Annotated in this window: 14 protein-coding genes and 1 pseudogene; 13 read left to right on the top strand and 2 right to left on the bottom strand. The window is 42.8% G+C overall.

Translation table 11 applies throughout. From position 1 onward, the window contains the following. Positions 1 to 71 precede the first annotated feature (71 nt). From rpmE to HXT20_RS04115, 11 genes are all read left to right on the top strand, one after another. Positions 72 to 284 carry a 50S ribosomal protein L31 gene (rpmE, locus tag HXT20_RS04165; RefSeq protein ID WP_004114884.1) on the top strand — a complete coding sequence of 71 codons (213 nt, stop codon included), beginning with the start codon at positions 72 to 74 and terminating at the stop codon, positions 282 to 284. A 167-nt stretch (positions 285 to 451) separates the two neighbouring features. Further along, a complete protein-coding gene (gene prfA, locus HXT20_RS04160) occupies positions 452 to 1,549 on the top strand; it encodes a peptide chain release factor 1 (protein ID WP_009994429.1) in 1,098 nt (365 codons plus the stop codon). A 66-nt stretch (positions 1,550 to 1,615) separates the two neighbouring features. Then, the gene (gene prmC, locus HXT20_RS04155; RefSeq protein ID WP_013399634.1) at positions 1,616 to 2,524 is read left to right on the top strand and encodes a peptide chain release factor N(5)-glutamine methyltransferase; all 909 of its coding nucleotides are present in this window, start codon (positions 1,616 to 1,618) and stop codon (positions 2,522 to 2,524) included. After that, complete coding sequence (locus HXT20_RS04150; protein ID WP_004120010.1) at positions 2,517 to 3,203, top strand: L-threonylcarbamoyladenylate synthase; 687 nt, start codon at positions 2,517 to 2,519, stop codon at positions 3,201 to 3,203. The genes prmC and HXT20_RS04150 overlap by 8 nt, the downstream gene beginning before the upstream one ends. Continuing rightward, complete coding sequence (locus HXT20_RS04145; protein WP_004113078.1) at positions 3,200 to 4,303, top strand: MraY family glycosyltransferase; 1,104 nt, start codon at positions 3,200 to 3,202, stop codon at positions 4,301 to 4,303. The genes HXT20_RS04150 and HXT20_RS04145 overlap by 4 nt, the downstream gene beginning before the upstream one ends. 81 nt (positions 4,304 to 4,384) lie before the next feature. Beyond that, positions 4,385 to 5,929: an IMP dehydrogenase gene (guaB, locus tag HXT20_RS04140; RefSeq protein WP_101887945.1), complete on the top strand. Its 1,545-nt coding sequence runs from the start codon at positions 4,385 to 4,387 to the stop codon at positions 5,927 to 5,929. Between the two features lie 183 nt (positions 5,930 to 6,112). Next, positions 6,113 to 6,352, top strand: coding sequence for a hypothetical protein (locus HXT20_RS04135; RefSeq protein WP_004120033.1), 240 nt, complete (start codon positions 6,113 to 6,115; stop codon positions 6,350 to 6,352). A 136-nt stretch (positions 6,353 to 6,488) separates the two neighbouring features. Beyond that, the gene (locus HXT20_RS04130) at positions 6,489 to 6,740 is read left to right on the top strand and encodes a hypothetical protein (protein WP_004130611.1); all 252 of its coding nucleotides are present in this window, start codon (positions 6,489 to 6,491) and stop codon (positions 6,738 to 6,740) included. Between the two features lie 71 nt (positions 6,741 to 6,811). Beyond that, on the top strand, positions 6,812 to 7,519 hold the full coding sequence (gene orn, locus HXT20_RS04125) for an oligoribonuclease (RefSeq protein ID WP_014554534.1): 708 nt from the start codon (positions 6,812 to 6,814) through the stop codon (positions 7,517 to 7,519). Positions 7,520 to 7,558: 39 nt separating this feature from the next. Continuing rightward, positions 7,559 to 9,016 (top strand): PIF1 family DEAD/DEAH box helicase, encoded by a 1,458-nt coding sequence (locus HXT20_RS04120; RefSeq protein ID WP_065189684.1) that lies wholly within the window; start codon positions 7,559 to 7,561, stop codon positions 9,014 to 9,016. 166 nt (positions 9,017 to 9,182) lie between these two features. Next, positions 9,183 to 11,012: a proline--tRNA ligase gene (locus HXT20_RS04115; RefSeq protein ID WP_032841332.1), complete on the top strand. Its 1,830-nt coding sequence runs from the start codon at positions 9,183 to 9,185 to the stop codon at positions 11,010 to 11,012. A 206-nt stretch (positions 11,013 to 11,218) separates the two neighbouring features. Here HXT20_RS04115 and HXT20_RS04110 read toward each other — a convergent pair whose 3' ends face one another. After that, a complete protein-coding gene (locus HXT20_RS04110; protein ID WP_020760050.1) occupies positions 11,219 to 11,863 on the bottom strand; it encodes a single-stranded DNA-binding protein in 645 nt (214 codons plus the stop codon). 393 nt (positions 11,864 to 12,256) lie between these two features. Between HXT20_RS04110 and HXT20_RS04105 the strand changes: the two genes are divergently transcribed. Then, on the top strand, positions 12,257 to 13,468 hold the full coding sequence (locus HXT20_RS04105) for a hypothetical protein (RefSeq protein ID WP_004120048.1): 1,212 nt from the start codon (positions 12,257 to 12,259) through the stop codon (positions 13,466 to 13,468). A 106-nt stretch (positions 13,469 to 13,574) separates the two neighbouring features. Here the strand turns inward: HXT20_RS04105 and HXT20_RS04100 are convergent. Continuing rightward, positions 13,575 to 13,688, bottom strand: a pseudogene (locus HXT20_RS04100) (M13-type metalloendopeptidase); the annotation flags it as partial. 96 nt (positions 13,689 to 13,784) lie between these two features. On the opposite strand from HXT20_RS04100, the gene cas9 reads away from it, so the two are divergent. Next, positions 13,785 to 17,345: a type II CRISPR RNA-guided endonuclease Cas9 gene (gene cas9 / locus HXT20_RS04095; protein ID WP_032841331.1), complete on the top strand. Its 3,561-nt coding sequence runs from the start codon at positions 13,785 to 13,787 to the stop codon at positions 17,343 to 17,345. Positions 17,346 to 17,350 lie beyond the last annotated feature (5 nt).

Genomic DNA, 17,350 nt, shown 5'->3' with positions numbered 1-17,350 from the left:
CGAAGGTTCCGGTTCACGCTTAGCTATTGGGGCTTTGCGACCCGGGTCGCCCGAATTCCATAGGAGACATTATGAAGCAGGGTATTCATCCCGACTATCACGCAGTGCAGGTTACCTGCTCCTGCGGAGACACTTTCGTAACTCGTTCCACCGCAAATGGCGATCATATGACGGTTGACGTGTGCTCAAAGTGCCACCCATTCTATACCGGCAAGCAGAAGATTCTCGACACCGGCGGCCGCGTGGCTCGCTTCGAGAAGCGCTACGGTAAGAAGACTAAGTAGCTTTTTAAACGCCAGCCCTGCTTTCGTGTAACTCGCGGAATCGGGGCTGGCGTTTTATGTGCTAAACATACATGTGCTCATGTGTCTTATTTAATATTTAATACTTAACTCAATATTTAATATTTTCTATTCAAAATCCGCGTTATACGCGACTACAAAGGAACAAAATGGCTGAGTCAGTAGAGGAACAGTTCCCAGCAGCGGTTACAGCTCTAAACGAATACCGCGATATTGAAAATCGCATGGGAGAGCCAGAAGTAGCGTCTAATCCAGACGCAATTCGCAAGCTCGGTCGTAGACACGCAGAACTCGGGTCAATCGTAAGCGCGTACCTAAACTACAAGCAGCTTTGCGAAGACTACGAAGTAGCTAACGAAATGGCAAGCGAAGACGAAGACTTAGCAAAAGAAGCAAAACAATTAGAAGAACAAATTCCAGCAGCAAAAGAAAAGTTGCGCACAGCGCTGATTCCTAGAGACCCAGACGATGCGCGAGACATGATTATGGAAATCAAAGCTGGTACGGGCGGCGAAGAAGCGGCTCTGTTTGCTGGCGATTTATTGCGCATGTACATGCGTTACGCGGAAAAGCGCGGCTGGACTACTGTAATACAAAGCGAAAATTCGACGGAGCTTGGCGGCGTAAAAGACGTGCAGCTTGCGATTCGTGCAAAAGGCACGCCTGCTCCAGAAGACGGCGTGTGGGCAAGCATGAAATACGAGGGCGGCGTGCATCGCGTGCAGCGAATCCCAGTAACTGAATCGCAAGGGCGTATTCAAACTTCCGCAGCCGGCGTAATCGTGTTCCCAGAAGCAGACGAAGACGACGACGAAATCGAAATCGATCCAAAAGACCTGAAAATCGACATCTTCATGAGCTCTGGTCCTGGCGGACAGTCCGTGAACACTACTTATTCCGCAGTTCGCATGACGCATATTCCAACTGGAATTGTGGTTAGCATGCAAGATGAAAAGTCGCAAATTCAAAACCGTGCGGCAGCTCTTCGCGTGCTAAAATCGCGCTTGCTAGCCATGAAGCACGAGCAGGAGGCTGCGGAGGCTGCAGATATGCGCCACTCGCAGGTGCGCTCGTTGGACCGTTCTGAGCGAATCCGCACATACAACTTCCCAGAAAATCGTATTGTGGATCATCGCACAAACTACAAGGCATACAATCTTGACCAGGTGCTTAACGGAGACTTGCAGCCTGTTATAGACAGCGATATTCAGGCGGATGAAGCCGATCGCTTAGCTAAAGCCAAGTAAGCCAAGTAAGTTAAGTTATCCAAGTAAATTAAGTAAGATAAGTAAAATCACCACGTGGCTTGTAAAATGCAAGAAATTTTGCACATTTTGCGCGCATCTGCCGAAAAACTTGAAGATGCAGGAGTAGAGTCGGCAGAATACGACGCACGTTTGCTACTGGCTCACGCTTGTGGCGTAAGTTTGGCAGACTTAAACAAAGCGCTAATACTTGGCGATTTTAAGGATTTTTTGCCCAATTATGCTAGCAAATATAGCGATTTTATATCTAGACGTGCTTCGCGCGAGCCATTGCAGCACATTATTGGATGCGCTACTTTTCGCTACATAGACCTAATAGTTGGCAAAGGTGTTTTTGTGCCGCGGCCTGAGACAGAAGTGGTAGTTCAAGAGGGATTAGATTGGATTCGCGCAAATAATCTAAAAAATCCTATTGTTTTAGACTTGTGCGCAGGGTCGGGAGCGATTGGATTATCGGTTGCAAGCGAAGTTGCAGATGCGCAAGTGTGGGCTGTGGAAAAGTCTCCCAAAGCTTTTGAATATTTGCAAAAAAACTACAACAAAATCGCGGAAAAATATAATATTTTAAACAGATATCACGCAATATTAGGTGATGCTACAAACGTTAATCTGCCTGAAAAAGCTGCGATTAAAGAGAAAGTAGATGTAGTAATCACAAATCCGCCGTATGTGCCAGAAAGCCAGCCAGTAGAGCAGATTGAAGCTCGCGACTACGACCCTAAAATGGCGCTATATGGTGGATCTCAAGATGGGCTACTAATACCGCAAAAAATTGTAAAAGCGAGTTTTGCATATTTGCGTAGGGGTGGAATAATGATTATGGAACACGATATTACGCAAGGAGAAGCGCTTGCAGATTATGCAAAAAACGTAGGATTTAGCAGCGCAAAAGTCAAAAACGACTTAACAAACAGAGCAAGATTTGTAGTATGCAAAAAAGAGGCTAAAAATGAGTAAAATTTGCACGATTAACGAAGAATCATTGCAACTTGCAGCGCAAATAATCAACGCAGGCGGCGTAATCGTAGTGCCAACAGACACAGTTTACGGAGTAGCATGTGACCCATTTAACGAGGATGCAGTAGTGAAAATCTACCAATTAAAACGCAGGCCGCGCACAAAAGCCTTGCAAATACTTATGAGTAGCGTAAGTGACTTAGAAAAACTCGGTCTTTACTTGCCAAGCCCATTAGACGTGCTGGCGGAAAAATTCCTGCCAGGCGGATATTCGCCAATCGCTCGCGCAAGAAAAGATTCGGTAGCTACAAGGCTTGCTACGCTTTGTAAAGCAGATAGTAGTGACGTTCAAAACAATAATAAAAACAAAATCCAAGCTGAAGCAACGCAAGGCGTGCGCGTGCCAGATTGCCCAGAATTAATGCAAATTTTAAGAGTTACGGGCCCTTTGGCTGCGTCTAGCGCAAATCGCAGCGGAAACGAGAGCGCAGACAGCGTAGAAGAGGCAGTAGCAGCTTTTGGAGACGAAATTCCGCTGTATTTAAATGCTGGTCCAACTCGCTCACACGTAGCAAGCACAGTAGTTGGCGCGGATGCAAGCGATAAAGACGGAATTGTGATTTTGCGCGAAGGCGTAATAAGTGAAGAACAGATAAGAGCAGAAAGTCGCAAGAAATGAGGGTATACCTGTTTATAGCAGCAATCGCAGGAGGCGCAACTTGGCTAATAATGCCGCTTGTACGTCATCTTGCGATTCGCATAGGAGCCGTGGGAAAAGTGCGCGCTCGCGACGTGCACACAATACCTACGCCACGTATGGGTGGAGTGGGAATGCTATTCGGCTTTGCTGTATCAATGGCGTTTGCAAGCTCCATGCCTTTTATTTCAGGGCTTTTTACAGGAACACACCAGCCGTGGGTAGTTTTAGCTGGAGCTGTACTCGTATGCCTTTTGGGTGTTTGTGACGACATTTGGGACTTAGATTGGATGCTAAAACTTGCAGGTCAATTGCTAATAGCTGTTTTTGTAGCATGGGGAGGGCTTCAAATCGTAACATTGCCGCTCGGCTCTCTAGTTACAGCGTCTCCAAGTCTTTCAATCGCAATAACCGCAATACTAATCGTGGCTTCAATTAATGCAGTCAACTTTGTAGACGGACTAGATGGACTGGCTTCTGGAATTGTGGCAATTGGCGGAATCGCCTTCGCGACATACTCTTATATTCTTGCGCGCACATCTCCAAGCTATGCTTCAATGGCAACTCTTATAGATGTTGCAATGGTTGGAATGTGCTTAGGGTTTATTTTGCACAATTGGCATCCTGCAAAGCTTTTTATGGGTGATTCTGGCTCCATGCTAATCGGGTATTTAATAACTTGCGCGTCTATTATAATGACGGGTCACTTAGATCCATCTGCAGTGCACACAAGCATATATTTGCCAGTATTTATGCCGATTTTGCTTCCGATTTTAGTGCTGTTTTTGCCAGTGTTAGACATGTGTTTAGCAATATGCAGAAGGCTTGCAAAAGGGCAGTCGCCAATGCATCCAGACCGCATGCATTTGCATCACAGAATGTTGCGCATTGGGCATTCTGTGCAAGGAGCAGTACTTATTTTGTGGGGATGGGCGGCGCTTATATCTTTCGGGTCAATAATGATTCTGTTCTTTAAAGCAATTTACGTGCTTGTTGGCATGATTATTGCGGCAGCGCTGCTTACAGTTCTTACAATGATGCCATATTTGCGCAGGCGGCTGCCAGAGCTACGAAATTCGTAAAATAATACTCGAATACTCGCGAATCATAGTTTATGAAACGCGATTTTTACAAACGTCATAGCAAAAACGTATAGTAACCCTATGGCTACAACTGATATGAACACGGAATCCGTGTATGCTCCTGTTCCACCAATTTTCGAGAAGCTCGGCCTTGCTTATGATGATGTGCTGTTGCTTCCAAATGAGACTGATGTTATTCCTTCCGAAGTGGATACAACTACTCATCTAACTCGCGAAATCACTATGAAAGTTCCTGCAATTTCTGCAGCAATGGACACAGTAACCGAGTCCGATATGGCTATTGCAATGGCTCGAAATGGTGGAATTGGTGTTCTTCATCGCAATCTTTCTATAGATGATCAGGCTGCGCAAGTCGATATTGTTAAGCGCAGCGAGTCTGGTATGATTACCGACCCACTCACTGTTCACCCAGATGCAACGCTCGCAGATTTAGATAAATTGTGCGGGCGTTTTCATATTTCTGGTTTGCCAGTGGTAGATAGCGAAAATCGTCTAGTTGGTATTATTACCAATCGCGATATGCGTTTCATTGCTTCCGAAGACTATGATCGTTTGAAAGTCAAAGACGTGATGACTCGCGAAAATCTCGTCACTGGTCCTTCTGATATTTCTAAAGAAGACGCGCATCGTTTGCTTGCAGACAACAAAGTTGAAAAATTGCCTTTGGTTGATGCAGAAGGCAAGCTTACTGGTTTGATTACTGTTAAGGATTTTGTGAAGACTGAGCAGTATCCAGATGCTACTAAGGATGATCAGGGTCGCTTGCGCGTGGCTGCTGGAATTGGCTTCCTTGGAGATGCTTGGCAGCGTGCGTGCGCGCTTATGGAAGCTGGAGTTGACGTGCTTGTGGTTGATACCGCAAACGGAGAGGCTCGATTGGCTCTCGATATGATTCGCAGAATTAAGGCAGATAAGGCGTTTGACGGAGTACAAATTATTGGCGGAAATATTGCTACTCGCCAAGGCGCTCAGGCTATGATTGATGCCGGCGTCGACGCTGTAAAGGTTGGCGTTGGACCAGGCTCTATTTGCACTACGCGCGTTGTTGCAGGCGTTGGTGTGCCTCAGCTTACTGCTGTTTATGATGCGGCTCAGGCTTGCAAGGCTGCTGGCGTTCCATGCATTGCTGATGGTGGTATTCACTATTCTGGCGATATTGCTAAGGCTTTGGTTGCTGGCGCTGACACCGTTATGCTCGGCGGCACTTTGGCTGGTTGCGAGGAAGCTCCAGGTGAAAAGGTTTTGCTTCACGGCAAGCAGTATAAGCTTTATCGTGGCATGGGCTCGCTTGGCGCAATGGCTCCTCGCGGTAAGAAGTCTTATTCTAAGGATCGTTACTTCCAGGCAGACGTTACTAGCTCCGACAAGGTGGTTCCAGAAGGCGTGGAAGGCGAAGTTCCATATCGCGGTCCACTTAACGCTGTGCTTTACCAGTTGCTTGGCGGATTGCATCAGTCTATGTTCTACGTTGGTGCGCACAATATTAAGGAAATGCAAGAGCGCGGTCGCTTTATTCGCATTACGGATGCTGGTCTTCGCGAATCGCATCCTCACGATATTGTGATGACTGCAGAAGCGCCAAACTACAGCGGTTTCCACAACTAAATCGTAAGTTGCGTAAGTTGTGCGTATAAGTTGCGTATAAATCGCAAGTAATTTTGCATTAAACGGCGAAGAGTTAGCTAAGTCTTTTTTGCTACTTTCTAACTTTTCGTCGTTTTTGTTTTGACAATTCGTATAAAATTATTGTATAGTTAGTGGGATATCCCACTAAAAATGAGGTGTTTTGTGGAAGTAGTGAAAGATTATGACGTTCGTCTTGATAGTAAAAAGCGTGTAACTCTGCGCGGAGCTAAATACCCTTATTACAATGTTAAAGAATGTGATAATGGTTGTATTTTATTAGAGCCACGTGAGCTTACTATTCCTAAGAGTATCTCTTCTAAAACTCTTAAAAGTATGGATGAAGCAATCCGCAATTTTAAGATTGGCAAAGTCTCTGAACCTGTTGATCTCTCTGACTTCTAGGAGTAAGTGAATGAACTTCAATATTAGAATGGGTATTCCAGAGATGTCTAATATTTGGGAGAGATTGAAGAAAGAGTTTCTAGAAGGCAGTATAAGTAAAAAAGATCTTTCTCTTTATAAGAAATGGGGAAAATCTATGAAACTTTTATCTGAAAATCCAAGGCATCCAGGATTGCATACTCATGATATTGAAGAATTGACAAATAGATATGGTGTTAGAGTTTGGCAATCCTACTTGGAGAATAAAACAAGTAGTGCAATGAGAATGTATTGGGTTTATGGTCCAGATCATATGTCAATAACTATTATCGGTTTAGAGCCTCACCCTGAAGATAAGAAAAATGGATCATATTCTAGAATTTCACTTTCTGATATGCCAGAGATGTGATTTTAGCTGTTAGTCGTCGCTGGGAAGATGTAGGCTGATGGGTTCGAAAAAATATTAGGAAAGGAACGAAAATGGCTGAAGCTAAGGAAGATCTTACGTTTACGCCGGAAGAATCGCGCTTAATTTGGATTGATTGCGAGATGACGGGACTCGATATTTTCCACGACGAATTATGCGAAGTATCTGTAGTTCCAACTGATTTTAATTTGAAAGTTCTAGACGACGGTATTGATTTAGTGATTAAGCCGAGCGATGCTGCTGTGGCTCATATGAACGATTTCGTACGCAATATGCACACATCTTCTGGTCTTGTTGACGAGTGGAATAAAAACGGTTTGCCTCTAGAAGAAGCACAAAAGCAGGTTGTTGAGTATGTAAAGCGCTTTTTGCCAGAGCACGGAAAAGCACATCTTGCTGGCAACTCTGTTGGCTCCGATAAAAAGTTCCTCGACCGTTACATGCCAGATTTAATGGCAAATCTGCACTATCGCGTAATAGACGTAAGCACGTTGAAGGAGATTTCGCGCAGACTTTACCCAGACGTTTACCGCAATAAGCCGGCAAAACACGGCGGTCACCGTGCGCTCGCGGATATTATTGAGTCGATTGACGAGTTGAGATATTACCGTGACATGATGTTTGTTCCAGCTCCAGGCCCAAGCGAAGCACAGGCAAAAGCTGGCGCACAGCACATTGAGAGCACGAGCTTGCTTCGCGACTACGAGCGCCGCGGAGACGCGCTAGAAGACGTAAATTCCGCAGAAAAGCGCGATTATTAAATAAAGCGCGACTATTAAACGCAATAAAAGGTACTGCCAATGAAGCAATCCGAAGCCCTAACCATAATCAACGCTGGTGCAAGCGTTTTCATTACCGGCGCTCCGGGTGCAGGTAAAACCTACGTATTAAACGAAGCTATTCGCGCAATGAGAAAAAACGGTTTAAGCGTGGCTGTAACGGCTTCTACAGGAATCGCAGCAACGCATTTAAACGGTCAAACCATTCACTCGTGGAGTGGAGTTGGAGTTTCAAACGCGCTTAGCGATTCGCTTCTTAAAACCATTAGAGCTAGGCGAGGGAAACGCATAAAAGCCACGGAAGTGCTCGTGTTGGACGAAGTTTCAATGATTCACGCGTGGCTTTTTGACATGGTTGATGAAGTATGCCGTAAAGTGCGCAAAAACTCTGCTCCCTTCGGCGGACTTCAAGTAGTTATTTCGGGAGATTTCTTCCAGCTGCCTCCTGTGAGTGCTTCTATGCGAAATCGCGATGTGTTCGAGCCAAGTCCAGAGTTTATTGAGTCGCGCGAAAAGTATGCTGCTGCTGGCAAGAATCCAGAAGGCTATATTACGGAATCTTTCGCCTGGGATGCTTTAAAGCCTGTTGTGTGCTATTTAACTGAGCAACATCGTCAGGATGACGGCAAATTGCTTGAAGTTTTGACGGATATTCGTGGCGGTCTTGTAAGCGACGAAGATAAGCAAGTGCTTGCCAGTCGCCTCGGTGAGTATCCGCAAGGCGATGAAGTTTCGGTTCATCTTTTCCCTACGAACTCACAGGCAGATGGCTTAAATAATGTGCAGCTTGCGGCAATTGATGCTGAGCCTCACGAATTTGTGGCAACAGAAGCCGGCCCTAAAAATCTCGTCGAGCGTTTAAAAAAGAATATGCTTGCTCCGGAACGGCTTGTACTAAAGGCTGGAGCTGCAGTGATGGCGTTGCGAAATGATCAAGATAAGCAATATGTGAATGGCTCTGTTGGGCGAGTTTTGAGATTCGCACCTGAATCTAAAGGTGGATGGCCGATTGTTGAGTTTGAAAACGGCAATATTGTCACTCTTAAGCCAGCTGCATGGGAAATGACGGATGGTGAGACTGTTCTTGCTAGCGTAAATCAAGTGCCACTTAGATGCGCGTGGGGAATTACGATTCATAAATCGCAAGGTATGACGCTTGACAGTGCGGTAATGGATTTGCGTAAAACTTTTGCTCCCGGAATGGGATATGTGGCGCTTTCTCGCGTGGAAAATCTTGGCGGGCTTTATTTGGAAGGTATTAACGATCGCGCGTTTAGTGTTTCGGCGGATGCTGTACTGTTAGACGGATTCTTGCGTGAGGCTTCTAAACGCGCGAGTGAGTTGCTTGCTAACGACGGTGCTGCTGCTTTCGTAACAAATAATGCGGAAGATGATTCTGCAAATCAGCAAGAGTTTGATATTTTCGCCTCTAGTGATTACGCGTATAATGACGAATTTTCCTTCGACGATGAGTTCTAGCTTTTTGTAGCTCTAATCGTTGTTTTTAGCTACAAAGTCGGGAAAATCTTCCGCTTTTTGTAGCTCTAATCGTCGTTTTAAGCTACAAAGTCGGGAAAGTGTTATTGCTATTGTTTAATAGTGTAAACAAGTGTTTATGTCCTCATGCGCAAATAGATTGGAACGCATGAATTCCAATGTACTTCGTATGTCTCAGCTGTTCCTTCGTACGCTGCGCGAGGATCCAGCAGACGCGGACGTGACTTCCGCAAAACTTATGCAGCGCGCAGGCTATATTCGTAAATCCGCTCCAGGTGTGTGGACTTGGTTGCCGCTCGGACTCAAGGTTTTAAACAAGGTTCAGGCGATTATTCGTGAAGAAATCAACGGTATCGGTGCGCAGGAGGTCCACTTTCCAGCGCTTCTTCCACGCGAGCCTTATGAGGCGACAAACCGTTGGGAAGAATACGGCGACAACATTTTCCGCCTTAAGGATCGTCATGAGGCTGACTATCTTCTTGCTCCAACGCACGAAGAAGTTTTCACGCTCCTTGTTAAGGATATGTATTCTTCTTACAAGGATTTGCCAGTTACTTTGTATCAGATTCAAACGAAGTATCGCGACGAATTCCGTCCTCGCGCAGGTCTTATTCGCGGTCGCGAGTTTATTATGCAGGATGGTTATTCGTTCTCGATTGACGAAGATGGTTTGAAGTCTGCTTATGTTGAAGAGCGCGCTGCTTACGCTCGAATTTTTGACCGTTTAGGCATTAAATATGTGATTGTTCACGCTGTTTCTGGCCCTATGGGCGGATCGGATTCTGAGGAATTCTTGGCTCCAATGGCAATTGGCGAAGATACTTTTGCGCTTGCTCCTTCTGGAAAAGCTTGGAATGTTGAGGCTTTGACCACACCAGAAATGCAAGATGTTGACTGCTCGGCAACTCCTAAAATGGAAGCTCTTGATACTCCAGATGCTAAGACGATTGAAGCTTTGGTTAAAGTTTCTAACGATTTGCATCCACGCAAAGACGGCCGCGAATGGCAAGCAGACGACACTTTGAAGAATCTGATTATTGCTGTTAAGCACCCGGCTGATGCTGAGGGCGGCGAGCACGAGGAGCCATGGCGCGAAATCGTGGCTATTGGTATTCCAGGTGATCGCCAGGTAGATATGAAGCGTCTTGAAGCTCAGTTTGCTCCTGCAGAAATTGAAGAAGCAACTGAGGATGATTTTAAGGCTCATCCTGAGTTTGTTAAGGGCTACATTGGCTTTAGCGTATTAGGTCCTCAAGCTCGCAAAGAGGGTAGTGGAATTGAAAATCCTGTCCGCTACTTGATGGATGCTCACGTTGCAAAGGGTAGCGCTTGGATTACAGGAGCTGACGAAGACGGAAAGCATGTTTATAACGCTGTTTACGGCCGCGATTTTGAGGCTGATGGTGTTGTTGAAGCAGCTCAGGTTCGCGACGGCGATATGAGCCCAGATGGTTCTGGTCCATTGAGCTTCGAACGCGGTGTTGAGATTGGTCAGGTGTTCCAGCTTGGTTTAAAGTATTCTAAGGCTTTGGGCTTAAGCGTTCTTAACGAAAACGGTAAGGCTGTGCCGGTTTGGATGGGCTGCTATGGTATTGGCGTTAGCCGCGTGATTGCATGCTTGGCAGAAACGCATCACGACGATGCTGGTCTTGCATGGCCTATGGCGATTGCTCCAGCTCAAGTTCACGTCGTTGCTACAGGCAAGGATCAAGTTGCTTTCGATGCTGCTGAGAAGGTTGTTGAAGAGCTTAGTAAGCAGGGAATCGAAGTAATCTTCGACGATCGTCCAAAGGTTTCTCCAGGCGTGAAGTTCAAGGATGCTGAGCTTGTTGGCGTTCCGCTGATTGCTGTAGCCGGCCGCGATACTGTGAACAATGGAACGATTGAAATCCGCGATCGCAACGGTTCAAACGTTGAGGCAGTTCCAGTGGATGAGGCTGCTGCTCGAATTGTAGAGCGCGTTCGCGAACAGTTGTAATCGCAATAACTGTTAACAACGAATCAGCGATTAAGCAATTAAACTATTAAACAATTAAACGACTAAGCAATATTGCCGTTGGTGTAATGCTTTGCATATTATACGCATTATTTTCAGCGGCAATATTGCTATGAATAGTAAAAAATTATATAAATTATTAGAATAGAATGTTAATGAGTTTTAATGTTTAATTCTATTAAAACTTTCTAAAAATCATTTACACCTCCTTCAATATCGTCATAGTGGTTTTCTTCGACTTGTGAGCCGAAATCTATTGTTTCTTTTGCTGAAGATTCAGCATCATAATGGTATTCTTGGCTGTCGTTTTCTTGCGAAGAATCCATAGAATAAGTATTAGCCATAGGGTTTTTCATCGCCAAGCTCAAATCTTGATTGGAATAAGTATCTTGATTTGCCCGATTTTCTTGGTTTATTTGATTAGTGTGATATTTACTATTGTTACTCTGATCGGTTCTTCCACGATTATAAGAGTATTTAGTAAAAGCACTAATTCCTCGATTTAGGTCGTGTCCAATTGCGGTGGCTTCTAGTACAACTCGAGACCGGTCTTCTCCATCTTTGTGCCAGGATTCCGTGTTTAAATTTCCGCACACGACTATCGCATCTCCCTTATGCACGCTTTTTAGCACATTTGCAGCTAAAGACTTGTATGCTTTTACTGTCATCCAAGTTGTCGGTCTATCTTTCCACTGTCTTTCCTCGCTATGGTAGTAAGACGTTGTGCTTCCTATTCTAAGTGAGCATGCTGGTGAGTTTTCGTTGCGACTAAAGTTCACAGGGTCACTACCTACATAGCCGCTGATTGTTAGTGTTGCTTGTTGTTGTGCCATATTCTTAACCTTTCAAAAGTTTGGACTGCGACTAATTTAAATCTCAAAATTCATCACGCAACACGTGTTGATTATTGTGATTTTCAATAAATTCGCCGCAGTAGAATCAACTATGAAGTATCAAAAATAGTTTTGCAAGTTATTTTTATCAATGTGGTTAAAGCCTATGCTTTATGCACATCGTTTAAAAACTCTTGACAAAATATGTAAAATTGAGTAGGCGAGTCTAAAATGTGTAAAATATATGTAGATTGATATACTTAGCGAAAGTAGTTTTTGTTTTTCATTAGCATTGGAAGGTGAAGCTTGAGTTTTTTGCCTACTTGTTTGTGTTATTTGAATCAGGGATTACTGAAAAGTAGTTATTAATCACGTGGAGAGAGGTCTACATTTATGTGGCATAAGTCGCACGTATTTTCTGCAAAGAAATGTTTAGCTGCTGCGGCATCAGCTGTTGCTTGCGTAGCAATGATTGGATCTACTGCCGTATCTGCTAGTGCTTTGGTTATAGTGCAAAATCACAGTGTTGCTAATGTTAATACTAATTGGCAAGTTAAGAATCAGTCGGCTGCAAGCTACATTTTAGGTGCAATTCGTGATGTGCGTTCAAAGTATTATGACGATGGCGTTACCCTTATGAACGGTATGACTCTTGCAGATTATGTTACTTCTAAGGGTCTTACAAAAGAACAGTATATTAATGATATTCGCTACGATCGTGCTAATGAAGAGGATGCTTATCGTCGTGCAAATGAGACTGTTCAGCATGGAAAACTTGGACATTTTGCTGCGGATGGTGTGAGCCTTCCAAACTACGATGGTCGTAAGGCTTGGGGCGAAAACATTGCTTGGGGTGAAAGCTCAGAAGAATCTATGTCGGATTGGACCGCTGGAGAGGAGTCTGCGTTACACCAATCTAATGGTGCTGAAACTACTTACAATGCTCATCTTTACCAGATTTTGAATCCAGAAAACATTTCCTTCGGATATGGTGAAGTAGCTGGTACCTCATACGGAAGAGTATCTGTTTTAACTCTTTCAACTCAGGTTGGAGACACTGACTACCCACAAGGCAAGTTAGGTGTTGCTCCTCACCTTGATTTTGCTTGGATTATCCGTAATAACGATATTGCTGTTGGTGCAAATGCTTACACCGACAAGCAGCTTGAGTATCGTTGGCTTTCTTACAATTTGAATACTCAGCAGTGGGCTACTATTGCTGATTGGGGTACTGGAAACTGGGCTTCTTGGGTTACAAAGCCAGGTGACTATTGGCTGCATTGTGAAGCTCGTGATCCTTCTACTAAGAAAGTTATTTTAGAAAAGACAATTGCTTTCCACTACACAGTTCCAAGCCAAACAGTTATTACTGGAACTTATGCTGGTTGGCAAGGCAATAGTGTTCTTCTTGGTGCATCCACTAATAATCCTAATGGCTCTACCAAGATTAAGATTTATGATTACAATGCTAAGCAGTGGGTTGAAGGATACGATGGCCCTTGGGCTTTGTGGAGCCCACGCCCAGGCATTTACTGGACTCATTTCGAAGCTTACGATGAGAATGGTAATTTGTCGGATGTTAAGACCTACGCCTTTGGCGTGTGAATCTGATTAGTAAATCTGATTAGTATCATTTAAAAAGCCTGCAAACGTTTTAAACGCTTGCAGGCTTTTGTTTACTTATTTACTTTATTTGTGTTTTATTTGCAACTTACCAAATGTGTACGCGCTCGCTTGGAGCAAGCCACATCTCGTCGCCGTCTTTAACGTCGAAAGCATCGTAGAACAAGTCAACGTTGCGCGCAATGCCATTAGTGCGGCACTCTCGTTATTAAGTTAATGCTATGCCATAGATATTTATTACGCGAAAATCTATAGATATTTATTTTATTTATATAAATAATTGATTATGATTTTATATATGGAAGGCAATATTTCTTATGCTATCGGCATTGACGTCGGTTTAAATTCAGTAGGTCTTGCTGCAATTCGCTTAGATGATAATGGGGAGCCTATAAGAATACTTAAAGTAATAAGTGTTATTCACGATGCTGGTATTGATCCAAATGGGGCAAAAGAATCTGATACGCGTAAAGCAATTTCTGGTGTCGCGCGGCGTGTGCGCAGGTTATATCGTCAGCGCAGACGTCGTTTGCAGAAACTTGATTTTCTATTACAATCATTGGGTTGGCCGGTTGTTGAAAACAAGGATTTAGAGTTTTCTAATTCGTTTATTCCATGGATTTTTCGTGCAAAACTTGCTGATGAATATATTGAGGATGAAGAACAACGTAAACAAATGTTAAGCGTTGCAATTCGTCATATTGCTAGACATCGTGGTTGGCGCAATCCTTATCAGTCAATAAAATCAATGATGCAAGAGACTGAGTATTCTGAATTTTACAATGAGTTGCTAAAAAATATTGAAAAGTTTGCGCCAGGAGTAGGTTGTGAAGGTTCTACGCCTGCGCAATTAGTACGCGATTATCTTTTATCACAACAAGGTAAACCCTCACGTCGTTTACGTATAACTACAGACGATAAAAAGAAAAATCATCCCAACTCATTAGATCCTGTTTTACCACGTAAGCTAATGCAAAGTGACAGCATGCTTGAGATTCTCAATATTTTCAATGTGCAACATATTGATGACAAGTATGTTAGAGAGCAGATTATTAATGCTGTTTTTTATGAGAAATCTCCGCGTGGCTCTGCAGAAAATCGTGTTGGCAAAGATGCTATAACAGGAAAGGGTAAGCGTGCGCTAAAGGCATCGTTAGCGTTTCAGAAATATCGAATCATATCTACTATTTCTAATCTTAGCATAAGAGAAAATTCAAAAGAACGTTGTTTAACAATAGAAGAAAAACAGAATGTTTATAAATTATTAACAACTTCGACTGATGAGTCATCAAAAAAGAAAAGCGCTGAAGTACCATTATACACTTGGATTGATGTAGCTGATTGCCTCGGAATTGAACGCTATAAGTTGCGTGGAGTAGGATCACAAATAGGAGATGGAGAATCTGTTGGTAATCGTCCTCCAATGTTGAATAGTGAGTTAGCTATTATTTATGCGAATAATAAATCTTTAAGACAATCGTTGCTCACGTGGTGGTTAGATGCTAATCGTACGCAAGAAGATAAAGAAGCTCTTATTGAGATATTGAGCAACACGGTAGACATAGAAGCAATTCATGATAATCCTGAATATCAAGATAAGTACGGTTCAGCAATAGCATTTATTGATTCAATGGATGAAACAGAAATTGCGGCATTGGAAAATATTTCATTGCCTAATGGTCGTGCTGCTTATAGTTTGGAAACATTAGATAAACTCAATAAGCAAATGCTTGAAACTGATGATGATCTATTTAAAGCGCGCAAAAAGTTATTTAATTTACCAAATAATTGGCGTCCATCTGAAGCTCCTATTGCAGAGCCAACAGGTAATCCTTCAGTTGATCGAGTATTGAAAATTGTGCATCGATTCCTTATAAGTGCTAAAAATCGTTGGGGTAATCCTGTACGTATTAATATTGAGCATGTTCGTTCTGGATTCCAATCTAAAAAAATGGCGAATTCATATAAGGAATTATTAGATAAACGAACCAAAGGTAAAGAAAATCTTAAAGCAATGATGCGGAATTCTTTGCATTTAGGCATGAGTGATTCTATTTCAGATGCAGATATACGCCGTTATGAGGCTGTTCAACGTCAGAATGGGCAATGTTTGTATTGTGGCTATGAGATTACTTATCATACATGTGAGCTAGACCATATTGTTCCGCGTAAGGGGCCAGGTTCTACGAATACTCGTGAGAATTTAGTTGCTACTTGCTTATCGTGTAACGCTCAAAAGTGTAATACTCCTTTTGCAACTTGGTGCGAGCAGTCTACATATTGCAAGAATCATGATATTAGTGTAGATTCCGCTATTAATCGGGTTCGTGCTTTTATTTTCCCGCCTAAATCATACGATAAACGCGGTGCTAATCAATTCAAAAAAGAAGTTATATCTCGCTTGAAACAAAAAGTTGGTGATGAAGCGTTTGATAATCGTTCTATCGAATCGGTTGCATGGATGGCAAACGAATTGCATCGTAGAATTGATTGGTATTATAACTCGCAGAATTATCAAACAAACAATGGTATTTCCGATATAAGTAATAAAGCTCAAACAAATGTTGGAGTTTATGCTGGATTGCTTACTGCTATAGCAAGAAGAATGTCTGGAATTGACGGAAAACTGGAGTTCTTTGATGGTAGAAGGAAAACTCGTTTTGATAGACGACATCATGCAGTTGATGCATCAGTAATTGCAATGATGACTCCAGGAATGGCTCGAATACTTGCAATTAAATGCAATCTGCGTGAAACACAGTTATTGCAAGGCAATAAAGTGGTTCCTGGTGGTATTGATTGGAGAGAATATCCAACGGCTAATGATCAAGGATATCAGCAATATGCTAATTGGTCTGTTCGTATGAATGCGTTATTGAAACTTCTTAATGAAGAAATGAGAGCTGATCGTATTGCTGTGGTTAATTCTATTCGTTTGAGATACAGTAATTCTTCTGTTCACAAAGATGATGTACATGCATTATTAAAGTTGCACGTCGGCGATGAAATCGACAGTGAAACAATCCGACGTGCTTCTACTCCTGCGCTTTATTGTGCGTTGACACGGAATCCTGATTATGATGTAAACAATGGTCTTCCTGAAAATCCAGATAGAACTATTCTGTTGCATAATAAGAAGTTAAATGCATACGATTCAATTACTTTTTTCAAGGCACAAGCAGCACAGCTTTTCGTACGAGAAGGTTCTGTAGAGATTGGTAATTCTATCCATCATCTACGCATTTATGAATACTTTGAAAAGTTGAAAAGTGGAAAAATTAAAAAATCTTATGGAATGATTCGTGTATTTCAAAATGATTTGCATAAACATATTCATGAAGATTTATTCTCGTGTGATTTGCCTGAACAATCTATCTCAATGAGATATGCTGATACAGAAGTCACTCATGCTGTGCAAACAGGTAATGCTAATTATCTCGGATATCTTGTGCCTGGCGATGAGATTATCGTTGATTTTAGTCATGCTAAATTATCAGGATATATTGGTGACTTTGTAGAATTCCTAAACAAGATAGGTGCAGATTGTACAGCATATAAGCATTGGGTGGTTGTGGGTACGGACGATAAAACAACTTTGATACTTAAACCATCGATGATTTCTTCTGAAGGAATTGACAAGTTGTATTCGAATTGCAAGCGCAATAACTTCGATTATACTTCTTATGAAGAATCTATTAATAAGATTCTAGCTGGTAAAGGTTGGCGTGTTTCGGTTAATGTGTTGGCCAAGTATAACGTAGCAACTATTCGACGTAATGCGTTAGGTGAAGTTCGTTGGGTATCACGTTCGCATTTACCTATTTCTTGGCGTTGGGATACTGGAGAAAATAGAGAATAGAGGAA

This window comes from Gardnerella sp. DNF00109 (assembly GCF_049262845.1).
GTDB classification, from domain to species: Bacteria; Actinomycetota; Actinomycetes; order Actinomycetales; family Bifidobacteriaceae; genus Bifidobacterium; species Bifidobacterium vaginale.
This window is presented reverse-complemented; position numbering and strand designations above follow the sequence as displayed.

What these genes read in the sequence shown, in the direction of transcription:
- rpmE (WP_004114884.1), top strand. Translation starts at nt 72, where the DNA reads ATGAAGCAGGGTATTCATCCCGACTATCACGCAGTGCAGGTTACCTGC.
- prfA (WP_009994429.1), top strand. Translation starts at nt 452, where the DNA reads ATGGCTGAGTCAGTAGAGGAACAGTTCCCAGCAGCGGTTACAGCTCTA.
- prmC (WP_013399634.1), top strand. Translation starts at nt 1,616, where the DNA reads ATGCAAGAAATTTTGCACATTTTGCGCGCATCTGCCGAAAAACTTGAA.
- HXT20_RS04150 (WP_004120010.1), top strand. Translation starts at nt 2,517, where the DNA reads ATGAGTAAAATTTGCACGATTAACGAAGAATCATTGCAACTTGCAGCG.
- HXT20_RS04145 (WP_004113078.1), top strand. Translation starts at nt 3,200, where the DNA reads ATGAGGGTATACCTGTTTATAGCAGCAATCGCAGGAGGCGCAACTTGG.
- guaB (WP_101887945.1), top strand. Translation starts at nt 4,385, where the DNA reads ATGGCTACAACTGATATGAACACGGAATCCGTGTATGCTCCTGTTCCA.
- HXT20_RS04130 (WP_004130611.1), top strand. Translation starts at nt 6,489, where the DNA reads ATGAAACTTTTATCTGAAAATCCAAGGCATCCAGGATTGCATACTCAT.
- orn (WP_014554534.1), top strand. Translation starts at nt 6,812, where the DNA reads ATGGCTGAAGCTAAGGAAGATCTTACGTTTACGCCGGAAGAATCGCGC.
- HXT20_RS04120 (WP_065189684.1), top strand. Translation starts at nt 7,559, where the DNA reads ATGAAGCAATCCGAAGCCCTAACCATAATCAACGCTGGTGCAAGCGTT.
- HXT20_RS04115 (WP_032841332.1), top strand. Translation starts at nt 9,183, where the DNA reads ATGAATTCCAATGTACTTCGTATGTCTCAGCTGTTCCTTCGTACGCTG.
- HXT20_RS04110 (WP_020760050.1), bottom strand. Translation starts at nt 11,863, where the DNA reads ATGGCACAACAACAAGCAACACTAACAATCAGCGGCTATGTAGGTAGT.
- HXT20_RS04105 (WP_004120048.1), top strand. Translation starts at nt 12,257, where the DNA reads ATGTGGCATAAGTCGCACGTATTTTCTGCAAAGAAATGTTTAGCTGCT.
- cas9 (WP_032841331.1), top strand. Translation starts at nt 13,785, where the DNA reads ATGGAAGGCAATATTTCTTATGCTATCGGCATTGACGTCGGTTTAAAT.